The sequence below is a fragment of the Asticcacaulis benevestitus DSM 16100 = ATCC BAA-896 genome (assembly GCF_000376105.1).
Classification (GTDB): domain Bacteria; phylum Pseudomonadota; class Alphaproteobacteria; order Caulobacterales; family Caulobacteraceae; genus Asticcacaulis; species Asticcacaulis benevestitus.
In genome coordinates, this window is sequence record NZ_AQWM01000007.1 from 1 (window position 1) to 22,283 (window position 22,283).

Here is a 22,283-nt window from a genome sequence, read left to right on the forward strand (position 1 = left end):
AGTGACGTGTCGGCTGGCAGGGTGGCAAGCCAGTATTTGAGCGGCGCTTCATCGCCTTCAGGCCATTCGATCAGCAGCCATTCCTCAGGGCGGGGTTCTGTCAGGTTATAGTCGCGGGAGGCCNGGTGCAGCCAAAGAGCTGTAAAGCGTGAACTCAGGTCCACATTCGTACCTTCTCGCCAGCAGACCGTTTTCCAGGCCTCGGGCGGCAGCTCCCGTGCCAGCGCCTTGGCCGAGATGGGCGCGTGGTCGGGATTACGTTGCAGCAACGACGGTGGTCGTCCCCGGCCACTCCAAGGTTTTGGAGGCAAAGGGGCTTGCCCTGGACGCCAGACACTGAGTGTCGGCTGTACACCCACGACATAGGTGAGGCCAAGCGTGGTCAGGCCAGCGNGGAAGCTGCCATCCGCTCCGTAGCCAGNGTCAGCCAATACCACCCCAGGCGCAACACCGGCAGNCTTAGCGGTGCGGACCTGATCAAGTGCGATAGCTGGCTTTGTTTGGAAGCCTATCTCCTCAGGGACCTTCACTTTACGCCGCCGCTCTGGATCATCGCACCAAGTCTCAGGCAAATAAAGCCGATAGGCGATCGGTAGGCTGGCCGCAGCGTTCGCAACCGACAGGCTGACGGCGACCTGACAGTTATCCTGCTTGCCGAGTTGACCACAATATTGTCGCGCTACGCCCACTGAGTGCTTGCCCTTTTTGGGAAAGCCGGTGTCGTCGATGATCCAGGCCTTAATCGGTCCACGCTGCTCGATTTGCGGAAGCACCCTCTCGCGAACCCGCGCCAAAAGCGCCTCGTCCGACCACGGTGCCTGCCCAACAAAATGCAACAAAGATTGGTGTTTCGATGAAACTCGCGAAGGCGAAGTCACCGCTGCCAACGGCTCAACGCTCTTTCGTTCAACGGGCAAAAGCAGTCCAAGACAGTAATCCTTCAACGGAACTGCACGGTCAGCATGGCCGATTACATCAACCAGGCTATGGACAAAATCCGAAAACGCTGTTTCACTTATACCGGTAATTACGCCACTCATACAGCTTCTCCTGCTGACTATGAATCGCTCTGGCTAACATATTTTAAAACAGCGCGAATCCCGTATTTTATGACTCAGTAAGATTAGGGCTTTCCGAAAAGTGCTCTAAGGCTTAAGGCCGCACCGTCGCCGGGTCCATGACCTTTCGCACCTTACCGGCGTAGCTGGCGCCATCGACCGGCTGATATTTGAGCAGTTTAGGCAGGTCATTGCTCATCAGCGCCATATCACGATCCCAGTCGCGGTCCGGCATACTGAACGCGCGCAGATTGGCGCTGGCGGCCTGAAAAGCGACCACAACAGCCACCGCAGTAACGGCGATAAAGATCAGGCGTTTCATCTCGAAAATCCTCAGAGGAGGCGGGCGACGGCCCAATGCCGCCGCCCGTTACGCTTCACAGTGCAATACCCCCCGTTTATCCGGACCGATATTCTGGCCCCCCAGACTCCGGAAGTACGTGTGAACTAAGCCCTTTCTCATGGGGGCGAACCATGATATGAACATCGTTCACAACATCTGTATAGCTCTACCTTGAACGTCGTTCAAGCTATTTTGTGAACTTTGTTCAAATTTATTGAGAATCGTTGCCATGCCCACCAAAACCCCTGTTAAAGCTTCGGCAAAACCTGCCAGCGCGACCACCGCCGATCGCCGTCAGGCGCAATTGGGGGCTTTGATCTCCGCTGCGGAAAAGCGCATCTGCGAATCGGGCACGCATGGCCTCAAGGCGCGTGATCTGGCGGCCGATATCGGCGTGGCGCTGGGCGGGCTCTATAATATCGTGCAGGACATGGACGCTTTGTTGCTGCTGGTGACGGCGCGCACGCAAGGCCGTCTGGATGCCGCCTTCGCGCAGCAAACGGGGCATTTGCCGATGACCAGCCGCACCGAGGCCGTAGAGCGCCTGGTGGCGGTGGCAGAGACCTATCTCAGGTTCGCGCGAGAGAACCTGCCCCTGTGGCGGATGATGTTCGAGGTGCGGATATCCGCGCCTTTGCCGGAGTGGGCCGCGCAGGATCAGCTTCGTCTGTTCCGCTATGTCGGGGAACCGCTATCGGTCGTCATGCCGCATCTGTCCGCCGAGGCCCTGACCGTCCGCGCGCGCACCCTGTTCTCGGCCGTGCACGGCGTCATCTATATCGGGCTGGAGGAACGCCTGATCGCGGTGCCTGCGCAACAACAGGCCGAGGAGATTAGCTGGCTCGTCCGCTCGGCGTGCGGGGTATCCTAAGGCGCATGGAGGAAGCCCTTATTTTCCGGCGCGCACCAGCTTGACCACGTCGGCCGTCTTGAGGATCTGCGGCAGCACCACAGGCTCGGCGTTATTCGGCCCGTAATAGACATAGAGCGGCACGCCCGAACGTCCGAACAGAGTCAGGTAATGGGCGATCTCGGCGTCCTGATTGGTCCAGTCGCCGACCATATAGACCGTGCCGGTGTCATTGACGGCTTTTTCAAATTCCGGCGTGGTCAGGACAAGGCGTTCATTGACCTTGCAGGTGACACACCAGGCGGCCGTGAGATCGACAAAAACCGGCTTGCCCTCGGCGCGCAAAGCGGCCAGGCCCTCGGTGCTGAACACCTTATGCGCCATCAGTCCGGATGAGGCCGACGGCGCCTTTTCAGCACGCGGCAGCGAGGCCGCCAGCCCGCACAGCACAAGGCCGCCAACCAGCACCACCGGCTTGATGAATTTCGGCAGCGGGCTTTTCAGCACAGCGATAACGACCAGCACCAGCGCGAAGGCCAGCAGGATCACGCCGTAAACCTGCACCTGCTGGGCGAACACCCAGATCAGCCACACGCAGGCGGCGTACATCAACAAAGACAGGGCGTGTTTGAGAATATCCATCCACTTGCCGGGCTTCGGCAGGGCCTTGGCTACGGCCGGCACCAGGGTGATCAGATAGGTCAGGACCACGAACGGCAGGGCGAAACCGACGCCAAGCGCCACGAAGATGGCAAAAGACACAAGCCCGCCTTGCGCCAGCGCCACGCCGATGGCGGTGGCCATGAAGGGCGCGGTGCAGGGTGCGGCGACGACCACGGCCAGCACGCCGGTCAGGAAGGCGCCAAGACGTGGGCGGTTGGCAGACACCTGAAGACCACCAACGGCTTGCAGCGATGCGCCGACCTCGAACAGGCCGGACATATTGAGCGCTACCAGAAGCATGATCAGGCTTAAGCCTGCGGTGACGTAGGGGCTCTGAAGCTGAAAACCCCAGCCGATCGACTGTCCGAACAGACGCGCCGCGGTCAGGATCAGGGCCAGACTGACGAAGGTAATGATTGTGCCCGCGCCATAAAACAAGGCTTCCTGTTGCGCCAGTCCTTTATCGTGGCCGGAACGCGCCAGGCTGAGCAACTTCATGGAGAGCACCGGGAAGACGCATGGCATTAGGTTGAGGATCAGTCCGCCGACAAAGGCGAAAGCCATGGCAATCAGCACGCCGGTCAATGTGGTGTCGGTCTGGCTTACCGGTGCCGCGCCAAGGCCATGCACCGAGGGCGACAGGGGGGCGCGCGTCAGCGTAACGCGATAGGCCTTGCCGTCTGCCAGTTTAAGCACACCTGAAAGCACGCCATCGGGCAGGGCCGCGCCCGCCGCCTTGCCGCTCAACGAAAAGCCGGCCGAGCCTGTGTCCAAAGCCTGCGGTGATGCCGCCGCGATGACATTGCCCTGCTCGAAGAAGAAATAAGCGCCTTGGGCTTTGATATCCTTCACGGGGAAACCGAGTTCCACCTGATCGCCACGCAGATCGACCGTCGCTTGTGCACCGAATGGCGCGGGCATGGCCTGCCTGGCCTTGTCAATGACCCCGGCATCCGGTCCCGGTTTCGGCGCACCCACCTTAAGATCGAGGCTGACATCGAGGCTTTCGGGGATACAGACATCGGCGCAGACGAGGAAATCGACATGGGCCTTGATCGGCAGTGTATCGCCCGCCGTCAGTTTCGAACCGTTGTGGGCGGGGATCAGCAGGACGGTCTGGCCGTTGAAACCGTAACTCACCAACCCAAAGGTCGGCAGCAGTTCCGGCGCGGGGAATTGCGCATCCGCCACACTCAGGCCATCGGGCAGGTTCCATTTGAAACGCGGCGGCAGGCCGGTATCGCCGGGATTGATCCAGTAGGTATGCCAGCCAGGCGCAGGCGTATAGTCAAGCGCCAGAGTGATGTCGCCATTAGGCGCCACGGTTGCCGATTCCGCGATCAGACGGGCGGTGATATGGGCGGACTTGCCCTCTTCAGCCTGCGTGGGCAGAGCAAAGGCCAGCAGGAAAAGACAGACGACAAAGCGAAGAACTGAAGACACACGCCACCCGTTTAGAATTGGTTTCGTTTCTCTATACGTCGGAAGCGGCCGTTTGGTGACACAAATTTTCAGCTACAAAGCGCGAAAATCGCACTTCCTGTAGCGACAAGACATCGGCGCGTAAAAATGTGAGGTTTGAGACGAGGTCTTGGCCAAAAATCGCGTTTTTACATATCCAGGTCCAGCTTGCGGGCGAGCGACAAGACCTCGTTGCGCAAACTGCCATTGGAGCTCGACATCAGCTTGTTGATCGCCTTGTTGGCGGCCTCACGATCGCACGACAGGATCATGCGCTTCACCTGCCCCAGACCGGCGGGCGGCATGGACAGGCGGTCAAAACCGAGCGCGATCAACACAAAGGCCTCAAGCGGACGGCCGGCAATTTCACCGCACACCGATACCGGTGTGCCTGAGTCTCTGGCGGCCTTCTGGATCATCGACAGCGCCGTAAGGAAGGGCGGCGACAACGGATCGTAGCGATCCGACATCTTCGGATTGGTGCGATCGGCGGCGAAGAGATACTGCATCAGGTCGTTGGTACCGACCGAGGCGAAATCGACCAGCGGCAACAGCGCATCAAGATGGAACAGCAGCGAAGGGCATTCGATCATGGCCCCGACGCGCAGAAGCGCTGGCAGCGGGCGCCCGCGTCGCTTGGCCCAGGCGCATTCCACATCGACCATCTCGCGCGCCTGACGGAACTCATCAATCGAGGCGACCATGGGGAACATGATACGCAGTTCGCGACCGCGCGCCGCCGTGATCAGGGCGCGAAGTTGCATCCGCAGCAAGGCCGGGCGATCGAGCCCCATGCGGATGGCGCGCCAGCCAAGCGCCGGGTTTTCCTCGCGCTCCATCTCCATATAGGGCAGGATCTTGTCACCGCCGAGATCGAGCGTGCGGAAGGTGACAGGACGGTCGCCGGCGCCATCCATGATGCGCTCGTAAAGCTCGGTCTGGCGCTTGAGGCGCGGCAGATCGTCCGACACCATGAACTGAAATTCGGTGCGGAACAGGCCGATGCCCTCGGCGCCGGTCTCATTCATGATCTCGATATCAAATTCGAGGCCCGCGTTCATCAGCATGGTGATGCGGTGGCCATCGCGCGTGACGGCCTCGACATCCTTGATCTTGCTGAATTCGGCGCGCTGCTGAGTGCGGACATCGATACGCGCCAGGGCGGCGTCGATAATATCCGGCCGCGGCCGCAGATAAGCCTCGCCAGTTTCGCCGTCGACGATGACCTGATCGCCCTGTGACACGCGGTCACGCAAGGCTTGCAGGCGGCCGACACACGGGATTTGCAGGGCGCGCGCCACGATGGCGGCGTGGTTCGAGGCCGAGCCCTCTTCGAGCAAGATGCCCTTGAGGCGGGTGCGATCGTATTCGAGCAGATCGGCCGGACCGAGGTCACGGGCGACCAGGATCGAGTTTTCCGGGATTTCGCGCGCCGTGGTGATGACGCCGGCCAGAACGCGCAACAGGCGATTGGCCAGGTCTTCGAGATCGTGCAGGCGCTCGCGCATATAGGCGTCGCGGGCGTTGTTGAGCTTGGCGCGCTGTTCGTTACGTACGCGATCGACCGCCGCCTCCGCCGTCAGGCCGTTGCGCACGGCCTCGGTCAGGTTGCGCACCCAGCTCGTCGAGTGCGCGAACATGCGGTAGGTTTCGAGCACATCAAACGTAGGCCCGGCAAGGCCGTGCGTGCCTTCGAACATGGCGTCGATCTGCTCACGCAGGGACACGATGGCATCGTTGAGGCGCACCTCCTCGACCACCGAATCGTCGCTCAGTAAATGATCGGAGGTGACCGGCACTTCGTGCAGGATGACCGTGCCGATGCTGATGCCGTCGGCGAAAATCGAACCCTTCAGACGCTCCGGCTTCTGCGGCGCGAGTTCGATGTCCTTCAGTTCTTCGAGCCCGACCAGCTCGCCCGCCGTCACGATCTCGGACAGCACCATGGCGATGATCTGAAGGTCTTCGACCTCATCTTCCTCGTAGCGGCGGGCAGCCATGTTCTGCACGACCAGCACGCCGATGGTGCGGCCACCGCGCAGCAGGGGCACGCCCAGGAAGGATCGATACGGATCTTCACCGGTTTCGGGACGATAGGAGAAGCTCGGATGCGCCGGGGCATCCATCAGATTGAGCGGTGCACCGGCGCGCGCCACCTCACCGACCAGACCTTCTGAGAGACGCATCCGCGTCTTGTGGACGGCCTCTATGTTCAGGCCCTCGGTGGCGAAAAGTTCGAGTTCTTCAGATGTGCGGCGCAGATAGATAGAGCACACCTCGGCCACCATGGAGGAGGCGATGATGCGCACCACCGTATCGAGACGCGACTGGGCCGACTGGCCCTCTTCCATCGTTTCACGAATCTGGCGCAGCAGGCCGCGCTGGCCGCGCACGGCGCCCGGCATCTTCGGAATTTCCTCTAGCGGCCCCAGCTTGCCCACATCACGTCCCCTTTGGTGCGCCACATGCGGCACCACAATCCATACCCTAGTTTGGGACTTCTTGTGCGCGCTGTCTAGCGGCTGGCGTTACGCCAAGGCAAGTCACGAACCGGTTACAATCACATTGGTTTAACAGTATGATACAAATAGAGGAAAGTCAGGCCGCGCGCAGGCTTTTGACAAAATTTTGCACTTCTTTTTGCAGATCGCCGGCCTGCTCGCTCAGGTCTCCGGACAGCCCCATCAGTTGCGTCGAGGCGGCTCCGGTCATTTCCGCCGCGCGACCAACGCCAAAGATGTTTTCGGTCACCTGATGCGTGCCGTCTGACGCCTTCGCCGTATTGCCGGCGATCTCATGCGTCGCCGCCCCCTGCTGCTCGACCGCCGAGGCGATATTGGCGGAGATATTGCGCATGTCATTGATCGTGGCGACGATCTTGCCAATCGAACTGACCGTGCGCTCAGTGGCCTCCTGAATCTGATCAACCCTGTCACCGATATCCTTGGTGGCGCTTGCCGTCTGCGTAGCCAGGGTCTTGACCTCGGAGGCGACCACGGCGAAACCCTTGCCGGCCTCGCCGGCGCGGGCGGCCTCGATTGTGGCGTTGAGCGCCAGAAGATTGGTCTGGGAGGCGATATCGTGGATCAGCTTGACCACGGCCCCGATACCCGCCGCCGCTTCGGAAAGGGCGCGGATTTCAACCTCGGTATTGCCAATCTCATCGGCGGCCTCAGTGGCGACCTGCGCCGCACGCACCACCTGAGCGTTGATCTCATGCACCGAAGCAGCCATTTCCTCAGTGGCGGCGGCGACGGTCTGGACGTTGCTGGCGGCTTCCTCAGCCGCGCCGGTGACGACCTGCGCCTGACGCGAGGTCTCCTCGGCGGTCGCGGAAAGACTCTGCGCCGCATCGGACACTTCAGAGGATGAACGGACGAAAGAGTCGGCAAGATTAACCATCTTGCCCTGGAACGATTCGACCACATGGCGTTCGCGTTGCAGGCGCTGAAGCTCGGCCGCCTTGGCGGTTTCTGCTGCTTCGCGCAGGTTCACGGCCTCTTCCAGTCCCTTGCGGAAGGCTTCGAGGGTGCGGGCCATGCCACCCAGTTCGTCCTTGCGTTCCTGACCGGGCACGGCCACGTCAAGCGTGCCCTTGTCCATAGAGGTCATGGTGGCGTTGAGGTTCGAGAGGGGGCGGACGATGCTTAAGCGCGTCACCATCACGGCGGCCAGCATGACAAGAACCAGACCGAACCCGACGCCGGCCCAGGTCGTAACGATCGTCTGGCGCGTGTCTTCGCCCGCGGCGGCGGACGCGGCGGCATTGGCCGCGATGGTTTCATCGACCACCACAGCCATGGTCTTTTCCAGTTGGGCTATGGCAGGATCACACTTTGACTGCATCAGGCGCAAGGCGGTGACATCATCGCCCTTATCGGCCAGGGCCTTCGTTTCGGCGCAGGTTTCGTCAATGGCGGTGTTATAGCTGGCCTGAATGCCCTCGATGCGTTTCGTTTCTGCGGGCAGAGCCTTCAAGGCCTCGCTTGTTTCCTTGGAAAAAGAGCTTTGCGCCTGCTTCAACTCACTGTTGGCGTTGGCGATATCGTTGGGATCACTCGACGACACTAGCTTATAGAAGGCCGTCTCGACGCGCAGGATGTTCTTGCTGGCGCGCTCCATATCCACCGAAGCGACACCCGGCCCGGAGATCACAGCGCTGTAATCGGCGCTGATGGCGTGCATACGGGACGTGGCGAACGCGACCGCCAGAATGGCGACCAGACCCAGGCAACCCAGCAAGCTCAATATCTTGCCAAGCATGGGCATATTCTTCAAAGACATCCGAAACCCCTTACAACTCATACTGTACGCCCGGCGATCTCAAAAAGCGCCTCATCCCGGCACGCGGGATTGCCTATCTGAACGTTAGAGGCTCAAAGTTGTAGCAAACTGTTATTAACGCTCGCTTAACCCAATAAACAAAGGTTTTATATTACCGTTCAATAAGTATGGTTCCTTTTAAGAACTGACCTTAAGGAGAAAGAATGCTCTTTAAGCCGCGCGGTGTTGCGCCACGAAAGCCTGCACCTCTTGCTGCAGATCTGCTGCCTGATCGGTCAGATGGCCGGACAGGCCCATAAGCTGGGTACTTGCCGCGCCGGTCATTTCGGCCGCGCGCCCAACGCCGAAAATGTTCTCGGTCACGGCCTGCGCGCCATCGGCGGCCTGCGCCGTATTGCCGGCGATCTCCTGCGTGGCGGTGCCCTGCTGTTCCACGGCCGAGGCCAGTATCGTCGAGATGCTGCGAATATCGCTGATGGTTGTGACAATCTTTTCGATAGAGACGACGGTGCGTTCTGTAGCGCTTTGAATTTGCTGCACCTTGTTGCCGATATCCTTGGTAGCCTGAGCGGTCTGGGTGGCCAGCGCCTTGACCTCGGAAGCGACGACCGCAAAGCCCTTGCCGGCGTCACCGGCGCGCGCCGCCTCAATGGTGGCGTTGAGAGCCAGCAGATTGGTCTGGGCGGCAATGTCGTTGATCAGATTGACCACTTCACCAATGCCCTCGGCGGCTTCGGCAAGAATGCGGATGTCCGCCTCGGTGCGGACGGCCTCGCTGGCCGCTTCATGCGCCACCTCGGCAGTGCGCCCCACCTGTCCGTTGATCTCACGCACTGACATGGCCATTTCTTCGGTGGCGGCAGCGACGGTCTGGACATTGATAGCCGCCTCTTCGGCGGCGCCCGAAACGACGCCCGCCTGCCGCGAGGTTTCCTCGGCCGTGGCGGCCAGGCTCTGTGCAGCATCGGAAACCTCAGCCGACGAACGAACGAAGGCATCGGCCAAGGCCCCCATGCGACCCTGGAAGCGGTTAAAGGCCTCAAGTTCGCGCTTCATACGCGCGGCGGCGGCCTGCTCTCCGTTGCGAGTCGCTTCGCGCATCTCTTCAGCTTCGATCAACCCCTTGCGGAAGACCTCGACCGCGACGGCCATCGCGCCCAGTTCATCACGGCGGCTCTGTCCTGCAACCTGCGTATCGAGCTGTCCGTGAGTCAGGCTCTGCATGGTGTCCGTCAGGGCGCGGATCGGGGCCACAATCCCTGAGCGGGTCAGCCAGACCGCGAGGCCAAGCACAAGCGCCAAGCCTGTCAAAACGACAGCATAGGTCACGATGATGATTTCGGCGGTGTCCTTCGATGTCTTGTCGCTGATAGCGTCCAGATGAAGGACCGTATCGTCAACCACCCTTGTGACGCGGGCTGAGATGGCCTTCAACTCGGGGTTACAGCTTGTGTTCATGGACGCGGCGGCCTGTGCATTGGCAGCAGGATCAAGCGAGGCCGCCTCTTGGATGGTCGCGGCGCAAGCCCCCTCCAGCGCGGCATGCAGCGCGGCTTTTATGCCTGTCAGTTCCGCCGCCTCATCCGGCAGGGTCGATACGGCGGCATCGAGATAGGTATCGAACTTGGCTATGGCGGCGGCGCGATCGGATTCCGCAGTAGCATTATCGGTCTCGGTCACCGCCGTGGCCTTCATATAGAGGGAACTGGTGATCATATTGACCTGACGGTTGGCCCGCGCCATGGCGACCACGCCTTTTTCCGGCTTGGCGATAATCTCACTGTAACGATCGTTGATAACGCGCATCCTGGAGGTGGCGAACACGGTGGCCCCGAGACTGACCAGCCCCAACAACATCAGAAGTACGACGATCTTACTGATCATGCGAAGATTATTGTACATATGAACCATCCCCCAAACGCCTTATGCGAAAAGACCGGGGCACAGATAAGCGGTATCGGGTTAATTGTAACTTAACTCATCACACATTGTTTTAAATCATGAAAAACCCCGCCGGCCCACGCAGCGGGGTTGTGTTGACACAAGAATATGTTCGCCAAAGCGCCCCTCCGATCAGGCGCCGATTTTGTCGAGGCCATAAGCCGCGTGCAAGGCCCGCACGGCCAGTTCGGTGTAGGCTTCGTCGATCAGGACCGAGATCTTGATTTCCGAGGTCGAGATGACCTGAATATTGATGCCCTTTTCCGACAGGGCGCGGAACATGGTCTCCGCCACGCCGGTGTGCGAACGCATGCCAACACCGACGATCGAAATCTTCGACACGCCCTCGTCCACCTTGAGGTCGTCAAAACCGATATCGGCCTTGGCCTCGTTCATGATCTCGGCGGCGCGCTGCGCATCACGACGACCAACGGTAAAGAGCTGGTTGGCGTAATCACCGGAGCGCTTTTCCGACTGGACGATCATGTCGACATTGATATTGGCGGCGGCCAGACGACCGAAGATGGCGGCCGAAACGCCGATCTTGTTGGGCAGGCCCAGAAGGGTGATCTTGGCCTCATCACGGCTGTAGGCCACGCCGGAAACGATATGTTTTTCCACGATTTCTTCCTCGTCGCACACCAGGGTGCCTTGATTAAGGTTTTCGCCGGGTTCGACGAAGGATGAGAGCACGCGTACCGGCATGCGGTAGGCCATGGCCAGCTCGACCGAACGCGTCTGCAGCACTTTGGCGCCGAGCGACGCCATTTCCAGCATTTCCTCGAAGGATATCTTATCGAGGCGCTTGGCCTTGGCTTCGATGCGCGGGTCGGTAGTGTAGACCCCATCGACATCGGTATAGATATCGCAGCGGGTAGCCTGGGCGGCGATCGCTACGGCGACGGCGGAGGTATCCGAACCGCCGCGGCCAAGCGTGGTGATGCGGCCATCATCGCTGATACCCTGAAAGCCGGGAACGACGACGATCTGGCCGGAATCCATGGCGTTGATCAGGTTATCGGCCGGGAAATCGGCGATGCGCGCCTTGGCGTGCAGCATCGAGGTCTTGATCGGCACCTGCCAACCCATCATCGACCGCGCCGGATAGCCGAGATTGCGCAGCGTGATGGCCAGCAGGCCGGCGGTCACCTGTTCACCCGAAGCCACGACCACATCGTATTCGTCGTCGCTGTCGGCATGGACTTCGGCGGCCTTGCCCGTGGGCTGGCCCGCGCCATCCGTCCAGGCGACCAGTTCATTGGTCTTGCCGGCCATGGCCGACACGACCACCGCCACCTTATGACCCGCGTCAACCTCGGCCGCCACCAGTCTTGCCGCCCTGCGGATGCGTTCGAGGTCGGCCATGGAGGTGCCGCCGAACTTCATCACTAACCGCGTCATTTCGCCACTTTCTTTCTGACGGACAGGGTTCTATCCTTGTCCTGACTTATTGCGCGGCCTAATTAGCGGTTAAGCCCCTGTGCCGCAAGGCCGATTCCGGCGACAAAAGATGAGAAATAGGCAGTCAAAATGACCGAAACGCTAAACATTTTGGATTCAGGTTCTGCGGCCGGCTTCAGCATCGACGAGGGCGAGGTTTCACGTTTCTCCGCGCTGGCTGCCAAATGGTGGGACGTCAAAGGGGAATTCGCGCCCTTGCACCGCTTCAACCCGACCCGCGTGAAGTTCGTCCGCGAGACCTGCCTTGAGCACTTCGAACGCAGTTTCCGTGAGCGCGCACCGTTTGGGGGCTTGCGCCTGCTCGATGTTGGCTGCGGCGGCGGACTGCTGAGCGAGCCGATGCGCCGCATGGGCTTTACCGTTACCGGCCTCGACGCCTCGGAAAAGAACATCGGCACGGCGTCGGCCCACGCCACTCAGGGCGGGCTCGATATTCGTTACCTCAACCAGACGGTCGAGCAACTGGCCGCTTCGGGTGAGCCGCTTTACGATGTGGTGCTGACCATGGAGGTGATCGAGCACGTCAGCGATCCGGAAGCCTTCCTCAAGACCTGCGCCGCGCTGGTAAAACCAGGTGGTCTGCTGTTCGTGGCAACACTCAACCGGACGATCAAGGCGCACGCCCTGGCCATTGTCGGCGCCGAATACGTGCTGCAATGGGTGCCCAAGGGCACGCACGACTGGAACAAGTTCCTGATGCCTGGCGAGATCGCATCCTTCCTCGATGGTACCGATCTGGTGCCTGAGCCGCCCGTCGGCGTCACTTATAACCCGCTGACGCAGGAATGGGCCTTGTCGGAGGATACCGATGTGAACTACATGGTGGTCGCGAAATATCCGGTTACGGCCGCGTTTTAAAACCGTAAACAAGACACCCCACCACCACGCCTTTCTTGCGCGGTCCCCCTCCCCGGCAAGCGGGGAGGTATAAGAGATTTTCATGACCACACTCGTCAAAGCCTGGACCGGCGCGCAGCAGCGCCTCAAAGCCGCCTCGATCGATTCCCCCGCCATCGACGCCCGCCTACTGCTGGAGGCCGCCACCGGCGCCACCCGCGCCGATATCCTCACCGATCCGTATCGTGAGTTGACGCAAGAGCAGGAAGCGACACTTGACGGCTATCTCGATAAGCGCATCAAGCGCATGCCGGTGGCGCGCATCCTCGGCCGCAAGGGCTTCTGGAAACTGCTGTTGAATCTGTCCGAACATGTGCTGATCCCGCGGCCGGAAACCGAGGTCATCGTCGACATGATCCTCAAACGCAGCCTGCCCGGCGACAGCTTCCAGCTTGCCGACCTCGGCACCGGCTCGGGCGCCATCCTGCTATCGGTGTTAAGTGAGCGCCCGGCCGCAAAAGGGCTCGGCACCGACATCAGCGAGGATGCCCTGGCCGTGGCGCGCGACAATGCCGCCAATCTCGGCCTGACAGGTCAGACCGCCTTTCTGCGCACCTCGTGGGGCTCAGGCCTGCAGGATGAAACCTTCGATGTCGTGGCCTCCAATCCGCCCTATATCCGCTCCGATGTCATCCCCACGCTCGATCCGGAGGTCAAGAATCACGACCCGATTCTGGCGCTTGATGGTGGTCAAACCGGCCTTGAGGCCTACGAAGTGCTGGCGCCGGAGATTTTCCGCCTGCTCAAACCGGGCGGCATGGCCTATCTCGAAATCGGTTTCGACCAGGCGACCGACGTTGAAAACCTTATGAAAAATGCGGGTTTTGATGACGTGACGACCTATCTTGACCTATCCAATCTGCCGCGTGTCGTTACCGGACAAAAGCCGACACAAAAATTCCGCTTGGCATGACGCTTCAGAGAGGTTAGACATATTCCTGTCTTCCTCCCTTCGTGAACACGCCCGACTTAATCTTTAAGCGGCATTATCGCGCCAGGGGACTGTGAGAGCGTGAGGTTTCGGGTCAAAAAAAGCATGACCCCCGCGCATCCTTTAAAGCCAAGACAATTGCAAGGTTCCTTATCGTCCGGTCCGCTTTGACGATGTCCCTTGAAATTCTAAGCACATATCGCCGCCTGCATCACATCGACAGGCGGAGCGTAAGAGAGACGATAAGACCACATGAAAGATTTCAGGGGCATGAAACGGCAACGCAGCCGTAGCAACCGCAAACCCGCTGGTAATTCGAACAATCCCAACCGTGCCTACGAATCGAATGGCCCGGAAGGTACGAAGGTCCGCGGCAACGCCCAGACCATCTACGAAAAGTACCAGCAATTGGCGCGTGATGCGAACTCGTCCGGCGACCGCGTGCTGGCCGAAAACCATCTGCAACATGCCGAGCACTATTTCCGCATGATCCGCCAGATGCAGCCGACCCGTCCGGTGTCGGAATTCGTGCAGCGCGATCCGTTTTCCAACGGCTTCGACGATTACGATGACGAGATGGACAACGACGGCAACGACGATGAAAATACCGTCGTCGGTCCGGAAGATCCTCAGCCGAGCTTCGACGAGCCGCGCTATGAGAACCGCGACAACGGCAACAACCGCGATCGCAACAACAACCGTGATCGCGATAACCGCAACAATCGTGATCGCGATAACAACCGCAATTTCAAGGATCGTGACAACCGCGAGCCGCGGAATAACGAACCCAGAAACGAACAACGCTCGTTCGAGCCGCGCAACAACAATCAACCGCGTGACAATGCGCCCAGAGATAATGCGCCGCGCGATAACGATCCTCAGTTCGATGAGAACGGCAATCGCCGCGAGACCCGCCGCGAACGCTATGAGCGCCGCCGCCAGCAGCGCTTCGCCGAGCAGGAGCAGATTGTTAGCGCACCCGCCAGCTTGGCGCCTTCGGAAGACGCCTATATCGCACCGGCCTTTATCGCCTCGACCCAGCCGCTCGGCGCCCCCCCGCGTCCTACGCAGGTTGAGTCAGCGCCTGAGCCTACCGCTGATGCGGCACCGGTAAGAGAGAAGCGCGAACGCAAGCAACGCAGCAACGCCTCGGCGGATGCCGCGCAACTGCCGGCCTTCCTGCACCGTCCCACGCCGGTGAGCGCAGAACCTGCGGCCTCTGTTGCCGAAGAAGCGCCCGCCAAGCCCAAGCGCGCGCCACGCAAGCGCAAGGAAGACGCCAGCGCCTCGGAAGAGGCCTGAGATTAAAAAAAGCCTCCGGTTTCGCACCGGAGGCTTTTTTTTTAATTCAATTTCTTGTCGATCGCCGGCGGAATGACCGGCACAACCGGCTGCACCTTAGCCTCTTCGACCTTCGGCTTGAAAACCGGCAGGGCCGCGACCGGCACACCGTCCTCGACCAGCCCCCTCACCTCGTCCGGCGTCGCTTCGCCATAGATCGGCCGGTCGGGCGCCATGCCCTGATGGATGTCACGCGCCTCATCGGCAAAACCGTCACCGACATAATCATGCGTGGTCTCGACATGGCGACGCAGACGATGCAGGGCCTCGGCCACCGCCTGTTGCGCTTCGGCCAGAGAGCCCGGCGCGTCCTTGCCCTTGGTGGTGCGCACCATCGGCGCCATGATCGCCTTGGTCACGGCCTTCGAACCGCACATCGGACATTCGACAAGGCCTTGCGCCACCTGTTCGTCAAAACCATTCGACGATGAAAACCAGGCCTCGAACTCGTGCTCAACGATGCATTTCAACGCATAACGGATCATACGGAAAAATCCCGGTCGTGGCGCAGCGATGGCAAGGCCTGACGTGCGGCGGCGACCTCACCGAAATCGAGTTGCGCTTCCAGCACCGCCGGACGATCATGGTCAAGCCGGGCGATGATCTCGCCCCACGGATTGACGACGAGCGAATGACCATAGGTGACACGGCCATCGGCGTGTGATCCGCCCTGCGCCGGCGCCAGCACGAAACAGCCGGTTTCGATGGCGCGGGTGCGCAGCAAAACTTCCCAATGGGCGCGGCCGGTCGGCACGGTGAAGGCTGCGGGGACGGCGATCATATTGGCGCCGGCCTTGGCCAGCGTGCGGTAAAGATGGGCGAAACGAACATCGTAGCAGATGCTGAGTCCCAGACCTCCCCACGGCGTCGTGGCCACCACCGCCTGCTCGCCCGGTTTGACCGAGGCACTCTCGCGATAGACCTTGCCGTCGGGCGTATCCGCATCGAAAAGATGGATCTTGTCGTAGCGCGCCACGATATCACCATGGGTATTGACGAGGAGCGTGCGGTTCACATTTCGCATTGCACTACCGCTATCGCTGCTTGAGTGCTCCCTCTCATCCACGCCGGATTTCACGATCGCCGAACCGATCAGGATCTCAACGCGCATCTGTTTGGCCAGATCGCGCACGCCTCGGATAAAGACATCCTCATCCTCGCCGGTGACCACCAGCGCCTTCTGTTCCTTGCGCGCCTCCATTAGGTTGGCGCATTCAGGCAGCAGGATGAACTGCGCACCATTGCTGGCGGCCTGCATCAGCAGCGGACGCGCGTGCTCCAGCGCCTCGGCCGGATGGGCCGGGGTACGCGTCTGGATCAGCGCCACGTTGAGGATATCAGCCGACATCAGGCCGCCAGCAAAGGATCAAGTGCGCCGCGCGACTCGAGCGCCATCAGGTCATCACAGCCGCCAACATGGGTGTCGCCGATAAAGATCTGTGGATAGGTCAGGCGACCCGAACGTTCGTTCATTTCAGCCCGTAAAGCGGGATCGTGCGAGGCGATGATTTCGTTGAACTCGACACCCTTCTTTTCCAGCAACGCCTTGGCGCGCTCGCAATAGGGACAATAGGGTTTGGTATAGATATCGATCTGGGGCATGGACTCTACTCTGAAAGAAAAATACTTTTTTTAATATAGGGCAAACAGCGCAGAATTAAAGAGTTGAAGACAGAACCGCCCGCGCCAGTACACAGACATCGACACGTGCCGCGCCGCCTTTTCAGCAGGGTTTCCGTGCAGGCCCTGAGCGTGGCGCCGGTGGTGAAAACATCATCGACCAGCACGATGCGCTTATCCCTGATCTGCGCCACGCCACGCGGGCTGAGCGCAAAGGCGCCGCGGACGTTTTCCCAGCGCGCTTCCGCCCCCTTGCCAAGCTGATTGGTCATGCGTGTGCGTTTCAGCACGTCGCCGAGATAGGTGCGTTGCAGCCGCCGCGCTACCGGCCGCGCCAGCTCGGCCGCCTGATTGTAGCGACGATGCAGCAGGCGACGCGGATGCAGCGGCACCGGCATAACGATATCGGCCGCCAGAATGACATCGGCGCCGGCGCGTTCCAGCCAGCGCGTCAGCATAGGGGCCAGGTCAAGCCGGTCGCCGTTCTTGAAGCCTAGGATCAACCCTCTGACGGCCTCATCATAGATACAGGCGGCACGCGCCTGTGAGAAAGGGAAGGGCTTGTCGGAACACGAACTGCACAACGTATCGGCGCCAAGAAACAGACCGCCTTCAAACGGACGGGCGCACATGGCGCAGCCGTCGTGATCGAGAAAACGCACACGCGACCAGCCTTCGCTCGCCAGTCCGGCCCCCATCAGCGGCAGAGGCGCGGCCTCCTCATGGTTATCGAAGCTGTGCGGGGGAAAGACGGTATCGAGCATATGGCCCAGCGAAGCGCGCACATGCGACAGGCTCATCCGGTCATCGACAAAGGCCTTAACCTCGGAACGAATTTGGCCTAAACGGGAGGTCAGTCGCATTCCGAGTGCCCCATATGTCCGTTCCCCCCCGTTTATTTGACCGCAACCTTCTGGCATCCCGTCTTGATCGCGCGGCGGCCGGTTTCGCGCAAGCACAATTTTTACGCGACCGCGCGGTTGAAGATACCATCGAGACGCTGTCGGCCATCAACCGCCAGTTCGATGTGGCGCTCGACATGGGCGCACGCGACGGCAGCTTCGGGCGCGCCATCGTCGGTACGCCGGTAGCCGATAAGATAGGCTTCCTCATCGAGGGCGAACTGTCGCCGCGCCTGAGCGCACAACAGAGCGGCACCGCCCGCCTGATCATGGACGAGGAAGCCCTGCCCTTCGGCGATGACAGCCTGAACCTGATCGTCAGCAGCCTGGGCCTGCACACTGTCAACGATCTGCCGGGCGTTCTGGTGCAGGTGCGACGCGCCCTGCGACCAGACGGTTTGTTTATCGGCACGCTGTTTGGTGGCGAAACGCTAAAGGAACTGCGCGGGTGCCTGATGGAGGCCGAGCTTGAGGCGCGTGGCGGCTATGGCCCGCGCATCGCGCCCTATGCCGAAAGCCCCGACCTGATCGATCTTTTGAAGCGCACAGGCTTCAACATGCCGGTGGTCGATTCGGACCGCGTAACGGTCTCCTACGCGCATCCTCTGCGCCTGATGGCCGACCTGCGCGCTATGGGCGAGAGCAATGTGCTGCACCAGCGCCCGCGCAAGGGCCTCAACCGCGCTATTATCGAGAAGACCTGCGCGCTCTATGTCGAGCGCTTCGCCGACGATGAGGGCCGCGTATCGGCCACCTTCGAGATCATCACCCTGTCCGGCTGGAAGGCTCACGACAGCCAGCAGAAACCGCTACGGCCGGGGTCAGCCAAGATGCGCCTGGCTGATGCTTTGGGGGTGAAAGAGGGGAAGCTATGAAATCCGATGATCTATGTGCGACAATAGCGCTAAGAGCTTGTGTTTAAGTCTTCGAATGCATGAGTAGAAGATGCTCGAACAGACTGGCACTTGCTGGCGCAGAGCTCATTGCACAGACCATCCAGGTGAAACCTACAAAGAAGACTGAGCGTCTTGTGCCTTCATGTCCGCATTAGACTTGATAAGTCTGTGCCGCAGACTTTCGCCACGTGAACCAGTGATATCGTGAATGCGCCAGCCGCCTTTGACCTTCACCAGATCATAGACCAAGGCGAGAGTCGATGGCGGCGTAACCCCACTATCGCTCAGGACCACACGGGCCTGTGCAGACGTCTGGGTGAGGTTGATAACCTTTATGTCTGCCGTCAGCTTTCCATAATCCTGACAATCACAAATCGGGTCGGCCTCGATAGCCCCAGTATACCCTTCGTTCAGACGCGCATCTTCCTGCATAAGCGCCACCATGGAGGGGGCGAACCAATCCGCAGCGCGCACCCCCATCGGACTCCAATCGCTGTCGACCGTATAATGATCATAGAGCGCTGTGAGAAACGCCTTAGCCTCGACCGCATCCGGCGATAGCTTGGCCAAGGGCGTATCAACAGGTAGACGTCCAGACAAAGCAAAGCCGCCGGCCACAACGAGCCCGGCAACACACACCAGTCCTGCAATCAATGATGATGTTTTCATACGTCCCCCCAAGCGATTAAACCTAGCGGATCATTGCCGTTTTGGCCAGATCCTTGGGGCGAGCCTTGTGCGTTTGTAGCAGGTATTGAGGCCCGCGACCGCTCCCGCGGCCTCAGATAAAATCGCGCAGCCAGGCGACCAGCGGATCGTCGGCCGGCGGCATGGGGTAGTTGCCCATATCGTTGGGGCGCACCCACTTGATCGCCTTGTGCTCCTTGGCTTCCGGCTCGCCTTCCCAGCGGCGGATCAGATACAGCGGCATCAGCAGGTGGAAGGTCTCGTAGGTATGCGAGGCGAAGACAAACGGCGCCAGACAGGCCTGTTTGACCGTGATGCCCAGCTCTTCTTCGAGTTCGCGGATCAGGGCGATTTCCGGCGTCTCTCCCGGCTCGACCTTGCCGCCGGGAAACTCCCACAGACCCGCCAGTTGCTTGCCTTCGGGGCGCTGGGCGATCAGCACACGACCATCTGAATCAACAAGCGCGGCGGCAACGACGAGAACGGTTTTCATGAAAGGCTTTCCTGACGGTTTCAGCCCTTTTGAAACAAAAAACACATCAAGGCAAACAGTCTCAGTCGAGATAGGTCACGAACTGATCGGTGACATAAAGGCGCGCATCGCGGATAGCGTGCCGCCGCTGTTCCATTTTCGACAACGAATCCGGATCGTTTCTGAAGTCGTCAAAGGCCTGCATGTCTGGAAACTGGAGAATATGGATTTCGTCCGGATCGCCGGGGCGCGGTGCGGAAGGGTGCGAGGCTGAGACAATCTGCCCGCCATGGCGGTAGATAAGCGGCACCATTTCCGCCTCGTGCGCCCTGAGCGCCTCAATGCCACCATCGCCCACATAAAGAAGCACCACAATCTGGATCATACACGCACCCTTTACGCAACTCTTTGATAATCATTGTCTTTATATGACGCATCACTTTCGAAATCATAAACACGCTTGCCTTGCAGCCGTCACGGGTTCATGATCATCACCATATCAGGGGGATTTATCATGCTGCGCGCGTTTATTCTGTCACTGGCTATGCTGTTCGCCATGCCCACTCTGGCGCATGCCGAGGTATCGGAAGCGGACAAGAAGGCTATAGACGTCAAGGTCGACGCCTTTTTCAACGGCTTGAATGCCGGCAAGACGGAAGAGGCGATGGTGACGATCTTCCTGCCGCGCATGACCGACAAAAAACTGGAACTGCAAAATCTGGCTGGCCAGACCGACATGGCAGTTAAGTATGCCGGAACGCCGGTCAAGTGGGTCGTCATGGACCAGAACGCGTTGGCGGACATGCTCGTCTACCGCAAATATCTTGTTTACAGTGACGACATGCCGTTCAAATTCACCTTCGTCTTTTTCAAGACGTCAAAAGGCTGGTTTGCACAGAGCGTCAACTTTTCCGATATCAATCCAAGCGATCTGGAGAAATAGTGGGCAACAAGACGGCCGCCTTTAAGCGGCCGTTATGCACCTACGACCGGTAGTCGCCGTTGATGCTGATATACCCGTGGGTCAGGTCGCACGTATACACATGCGCCATGGCGCGGCCGACACCGATATCGACGCTGATTTCCAGCTCGGCGTTCTTCATATAGGCACTCATCGCAGCCTCGTTGTAGCTCAGCGACACGGCGCCATGCTCGGCCGCCACCAGATCGCCGAAGCGGATGGCGATGCGGTCACGATCCACCGGCTCTTCGGTCTTGCCGACGGCCATGACGATCCGGCCCCAGTTGGCGTCTTCGCCGGCTAGCGCCGTCTTCACCAGCGGGCTTTCGGCGATCGACTTGGCGATCTTGCGCGCCGAGGCCGGTGAGGACGCGCCGGTCACATTGACCTTGACGAACTTGGTCGCGCCCTCGCCGTCACGGATCAGTTGTGTGGCCAGAGAGTGCATGACCTTTTCCAGCTTGGCCTTGAAATCGGCCAGGCGCTTGTCACCCGCACGGGAGATTTTCGGTGCGCCGGCCGCGCCGGTAGCGAACAGCAGGCAGGTATCGTTGGTCGAGGTATCGCCATCCACCGTCACCGAATTAAAAGTGGTGCGAGTGTAGAGCGCCAACAGGCTTTGCAGCACGCCGGGAGACAAAGTGGCGTCCGTAGCAATGAAAGCCAGCATGGTGGCCATGTCGGGCGCGATCATGCCCGAGCCCTTGGCGATGCCGTTGATACGCACGGTGACGCCATCGATGACGGCCGTTTCCGAGGCCCCCTTGGGGAAGGTGTCGGTGGTCATGATGGTGGCGGCGGCCTCAGCCCAGGCATCGGCGCGCAGGTCTTTTTCAAGATCGAACAGGCGCGCCGCGATCTTGGAATCATCGAGCACCTGCCCGATCACGCCTGTGCTGGCCAGCATGATGTCGCGCTGGCGGCAATCGATGCGGCGGGAAAGCGCCGAGGCCGTGCGGCGGGCGGCGTCGGCGCCGGGCTTGCCGGTGAAGGCGTTGGCGCAGCCGGCATTGCAGATCAGGGCGCGGACATCGCAGCCGTCATTGGCTTCCAGTTGTTTCTTGCACCAGTCGACCGGCGCGGAGCCGATGGTGTGGCGTGTGAAGACGCCGGCGCAGGTCGTGCCCTCGACGAACTTCATCAGCAGCGTATCCTTGCGGTCGTGCTTGTAGAAACCGGATTGCGCGGTCGAAAGCTGGACACCGCCGACCGGCGGCATGGGCGGAAAGGGCACGGCCAGGGGCGAGACGGCGAGACCGGGCTTGCCGGGTGCGGCGGCCTTGGGGGCCTCTTCGGTGGCCGTATGCGTCAGGTTGGCCACGGCGTCCGCGCCGGTCTGGACCGCGCGTTTGACCGCGTTGGTGAAAGGATCAAGCGCACGCTCAAGCCCCTGCGCCGCCAGAGTGGTGATCTTGGGGGAGGAAGGAGTTTTGGACACGGGCGGCTTGGTCACAGGCGCGGCTCCTGAAGTAAGGAAAAACAGTCCTGCCCCTTACCAGACCCCCACCGCTTCGC

Annotated in this window: 21 protein-coding genes; 6 read left to right on the forward strand and 15 right to left on the reverse strand. The window is 60.4% G+C overall.

Annotation, left to right across the window (positions count from 1 at the left end):
* Both B060_RS0110145 and B060_RS0110150 read right to left on the reverse strand, forming a co-directional pair.
* Window positions 1–1,040 (reverse strand): IS701 family transposase (locus tag B060_RS0110145; protein ID WP_018081671.1); only part of this gene is annotated, 1,040 nt, incomplete at its 3' end.
* Between the two features lie 112 nt (window positions 1,041–1,152).
* Entirely contained in the window at window positions 1,153–1,380 is a 228-nt protein-coding gene (locus B060_RS0110150) for a hypothetical protein (RefSeq protein ID WP_018081672.1), read from the reverse strand.
* A gap of 250 nt (window positions 1,381–1,630) precedes the next feature.
* On the opposite strand from B060_RS0110150, the gene B060_RS0110155 reads away from it, so the two are divergent.
* Window positions 1,631–2,272 carry a TetR/AcrR family transcriptional regulator gene (locus B060_RS0110155; RefSeq protein WP_018081673.1) on the forward strand — a complete coding sequence of 214 codons (642 nt, stop codon included), beginning with the start codon at window positions 1,631–1,633 and terminating at the stop codon, window positions 2,270–2,272.
* 18 nt (window positions 2,273–2,290) lie between these two features.
* Here B060_RS0110155 and B060_RS0110160 read toward each other — a convergent pair whose 3' ends face one another.
* The 5 genes from B060_RS0110160 to B060_RS0110180 form a co-directional block, all read right to left on the reverse strand.
* Window positions 2,291–4,357: a protein-disulfide reductase DsbD family protein gene (locus B060_RS0110160; protein ID WP_018081674.1), complete on the reverse strand. Its 2,067-nt coding sequence runs from the start codon at window positions 4,355–4,357 to the stop codon at window positions 2,291–2,293.
* 167 nt (window positions 4,358–4,524) lie between these two features.
* A complete protein-coding gene (ptsP, locus tag B060_RS0110165; protein WP_031220277.1) occupies window positions 4,525–6,780 on the reverse strand; it encodes a phosphoenolpyruvate--protein phosphotransferase in 2,256 nt (751 codons plus the stop codon).
* Window positions 6,781–6,973: 193 nt separating this feature from the next.
* A complete protein-coding gene (locus tag B060_RS0110170) occupies window positions 6,974–8,659 on the reverse strand; it encodes a methyl-accepting chemotaxis protein (protein ID WP_018081676.1) in 1,686 nt (561 codons plus the stop codon).
* Between the two features lie 210 nt (window positions 8,660–8,869).
* Window positions 8,870–10,561 carry a methyl-accepting chemotaxis protein gene (locus B060_RS0110175; RefSeq protein ID WP_031220279.1) on the reverse strand — a complete coding sequence of 564 codons (1,692 nt, stop codon included), beginning with the start codon at window positions 10,559–10,561 and terminating at the stop codon, window positions 8,870–8,872.
* A gap of 171 nt (window positions 10,562–10,732) precedes the next feature.
* Window positions 10,733–12,001 (reverse strand): aspartate kinase, encoded by a 1,269-nt coding sequence (locus tag B060_RS0110180; protein ID WP_026172738.1) that lies wholly within the window; start codon window positions 11,999–12,001, stop codon window positions 10,733–10,735.
* Between the two features lie 129 nt (window positions 12,002–12,130).
* Between B060_RS0110180 and ubiG the strand changes: the two genes are divergently transcribed.
* From ubiG to B060_RS0110195, 3 genes are all read left to right on the forward strand, one after another.
* Entirely contained in the window at window positions 12,131–12,919 is a 789-nt protein-coding gene (gene ubiG, locus B060_RS0110185) for a bifunctional 2-polyprenyl-6-hydroxyphenol methylase/3-demethylubiquinol 3-O-methyltransferase UbiG (RefSeq protein ID WP_018081679.1), read from the forward strand.
* Window positions 12,920–13,001: 82 nt separating this feature from the next.
* On the forward strand, window positions 13,002–13,871 hold the full coding sequence (gene prmC / locus B060_RS0110190; protein ID WP_018081680.1) for a peptide chain release factor N(5)-glutamine methyltransferase: 870 nt from the start codon (window positions 13,002–13,004) through the stop codon (window positions 13,869–13,871).
* A 288-nt stretch (window positions 13,872–14,159) separates the two neighbouring features.
* Window positions 14,160–15,191: a DUF4167 domain-containing protein gene (locus tag B060_RS0110195; protein WP_157405630.1), complete on the forward strand. Its 1,032-nt coding sequence runs from the start codon at window positions 14,160–14,162 to the stop codon at window positions 15,189–15,191.
* A 41-nt stretch (window positions 15,192–15,232) separates the two neighbouring features.
* On the opposite strand, the gene B060_RS0110200 is transcribed toward B060_RS0110195, so the two are convergent.
* Genes B060_RS0110200 through B060_RS24220 form a run of 4 tightly spaced genes read right to left on the reverse strand, consistent with a single transcriptional unit; the run spans window position 15,233 to window position 17,713 of the window.
* A complete protein-coding gene (locus tag B060_RS0110200; protein ID WP_018081682.1) occupies window positions 15,233–15,715 on the reverse strand; it encodes a DUF1178 family protein in 483 nt (160 codons plus the stop codon).
* On the reverse strand, window positions 15,712–16,578 hold the full coding sequence (locus B060_RS0110205; RefSeq protein WP_018081683.1) for a carbon-nitrogen hydrolase family protein: 867 nt from the start codon (window positions 16,576–16,578) through the stop codon (window positions 15,712–15,714). Before B060_RS0110205 ends, B060_RS0110200 begins: the two co-directional genes overlap by 4 nt.
* Complete coding sequence (gene grxC, locus B060_RS0110210; protein ID WP_018081684.1) at window positions 16,578–16,832, reverse strand: glutaredoxin 3; 255 nt, start codon at window positions 16,830–16,832, stop codon at window positions 16,578–16,580. The genes B060_RS0110205 and grxC overlap by 1 nt, the downstream gene beginning before the upstream one ends.
* A 5-nt stretch (window positions 16,833–16,837) precedes the next feature.
* Entirely contained in the window at window positions 16,838–17,713 is an 876-nt protein-coding gene (locus B060_RS24220; RefSeq protein ID WP_023447274.1) for a ComF family protein, read from the reverse strand.
* A 14-nt stretch (window positions 17,714–17,727) separates the two neighbouring features.
* Between B060_RS24220 and B060_RS0110220 the strand changes: the two genes are divergently transcribed.
* Entirely contained in the window at window positions 17,728–18,627 is a 900-nt protein-coding gene (locus B060_RS0110220) for a methyltransferase domain-containing protein (protein WP_018081685.1), read from the forward strand.
* A gap of 132 nt (window positions 18,628–18,759) precedes the next feature.
* On the opposite strand, the gene B060_RS0110225 is transcribed toward B060_RS0110220, so the two are convergent.
* The 3 genes from B060_RS0110225 to B060_RS0110235 form a co-directional block, all read right to left on the reverse strand.
* Complete coding sequence (locus B060_RS0110225) at window positions 18,760–19,317, reverse strand: YqhG/Tai3 family protein (RefSeq protein WP_081606833.1); 558 nt, start codon at window positions 19,315–19,317, stop codon at window positions 18,760–18,762.
* A gap of 112 nt (window positions 19,318–19,429) precedes the next feature.
* Window positions 19,430–19,828, reverse strand: coding sequence for an 8-oxo-dGTP diphosphatase MutT (gene mutT / locus B060_RS0110230; RefSeq protein WP_018081687.1), 399 nt, complete (start codon window positions 19,826–19,828; stop codon window positions 19,430–19,432).
* A gap of 61 nt (window positions 19,829–19,889) precedes the next feature.
* Window positions 19,890–20,192 carry a DUF1330 domain-containing protein gene (locus B060_RS0110235; protein WP_018081688.1) on the reverse strand — a complete coding sequence of 101 codons (303 nt, stop codon included), beginning with the start codon at window positions 20,190–20,192 and terminating at the stop codon, window positions 19,890–19,892.
* 129 nt (window positions 20,193–20,321) lie between these two features.
* Here B060_RS0110235 and B060_RS0110240 point away from each other — a divergent pair, with 129 nt between their 5' ends.
* Window positions 20,322–20,750: a hypothetical protein gene (locus B060_RS0110240; RefSeq protein ID WP_018081689.1), complete on the forward strand. Its 429-nt coding sequence runs from the start codon at window positions 20,322–20,324 to the stop codon at window positions 20,748–20,750.
* A 40-nt stretch (window positions 20,751–20,790) separates the two neighbouring features.
* Here the strand turns inward: B060_RS0110240 and argJ are convergent, their stop codons facing one another.
* Window positions 20,791–22,221 carry a bifunctional glutamate N-acetyltransferase/amino-acid acetyltransferase ArgJ gene (argJ, locus tag B060_RS0110245; RefSeq protein ID WP_018081690.1) on the reverse strand — a complete coding sequence of 477 codons (1,431 nt, stop codon included), beginning with the start codon at window positions 22,219–22,221 and terminating at the stop codon, window positions 20,791–20,793.
* Window positions 22,222–22,283 lie beyond the last annotated feature (62 nt).

What these genes read in the sequence shown, in the direction of transcription:
- B060_RS0110150 (WP_018081672.1), bottom strand. Translation starts at nt 1,380, where the DNA reads ATGAAACGCCTGATCTTTATCGCCGTTACTGCGGTGGCTGTTGTGGTC.
- B060_RS0110155 (WP_018081673.1), top strand. Translation starts at nt 1,631, where the DNA reads ATGCCCACCAAAACCCCTGTTAAAGCTTCGGCAAAACCTGCCAGCGCG.
- ptsP (WP_031220277.1), bottom strand. Translation starts at nt 6,780, where the DNA reads ATGCCGGGCGCCGTGCGCGGCCAGCGCGGCCTGCTGCGCCAGATTCGT.
- B060_RS0110170 (WP_018081676.1), bottom strand. Translation starts at nt 8,659, where the DNA reads ATGTCTTTGAAGAATATGCCCATGCTTGGCAAGATATTGAGCTTGCTG.
- B060_RS0110175 (WP_031220279.1), bottom strand. Translation starts at nt 10,561, where the DNA reads ATGTACAATAATCTTCGCATGATCAGTAAGATCGTCGTACTTCTGATG.
- B060_RS0110180 (WP_026172738.1), bottom strand. Translation starts at nt 12,001, where the DNA reads ATGACGCGGTTAGTGATGAAGTTCGGCGGCACCTCCATGGCCGACCTC.
- ubiG (WP_018081679.1), top strand. Translation starts at nt 12,131, where the DNA reads ATGACCGAAACGCTAAACATTTTGGATTCAGGTTCTGCGGCCGGCTTC.
- prmC (WP_018081680.1), top strand. Translation starts at nt 13,002, where the DNA reads ATGACCACACTCGTCAAAGCCTGGACCGGCGCGCAGCAGCGCCTCAAA.
- B060_RS0110195 (WP_157405630.1), top strand. Translation starts at nt 14,160, where the DNA reads ATGAAACGGCAACGCAGCCGTAGCAACCGCAAACCCGCTGGTAATTCG.
- B060_RS0110200 (WP_018081682.1), bottom strand. Translation starts at nt 15,715, where the DNA reads ATGATCCGTTATGCGTTGAAATGCATCGTTGAGCACGAGTTCGAGGCC.
- B060_RS0110205 (WP_018081683.1), bottom strand. Translation starts at nt 16,578, where the DNA reads ATGTCGGCTGATATCCTCAACGTGGCGCTGATCCAGACGCGTACCCCG.
- grxC (WP_018081684.1), bottom strand. Translation starts at nt 16,832, where the DNA reads ATGCCCCAGATCGATATCTATACCAAACCCTATTGTCCCTATTGCGAG.
- B060_RS24220 (WP_023447274.1), bottom strand. Translation starts at nt 17,713, where the DNA reads ATGCGACTGACCTCCCGTTTAGGCCAAATTCGTTCCGAGGTTAAGGCC.
- B060_RS0110220 (WP_018081685.1), top strand. Translation starts at nt 17,728, where the DNA reads ATGTCCGTTCCCCCCCGTTTATTTGACCGCAACCTTCTGGCATCCCGT.
- B060_RS0110225 (WP_081606833.1), bottom strand. Translation starts at nt 19,317, where the DNA reads ATGAAAACATCATCATTGATTGCAGGACTGGTGTGTGTTGCCGGGCTC.
- mutT (WP_018081687.1), bottom strand. Translation starts at nt 19,828, where the DNA reads ATGAAAACCGTTCTCGTCGTTGCCGCCGCGCTTGTTGATTCAGATGGT.
- B060_RS0110235 (WP_018081688.1), bottom strand. Translation starts at nt 20,192, where the DNA reads ATGATCCAGATTGTGGTGCTTCTTTATGTGGGCGATGGTGGCATTGAG.
- B060_RS0110240 (WP_018081689.1), top strand. Translation starts at nt 20,322, where the DNA reads ATGCTGCGCGCGTTTATTCTGTCACTGGCTATGCTGTTCGCCATGCCC.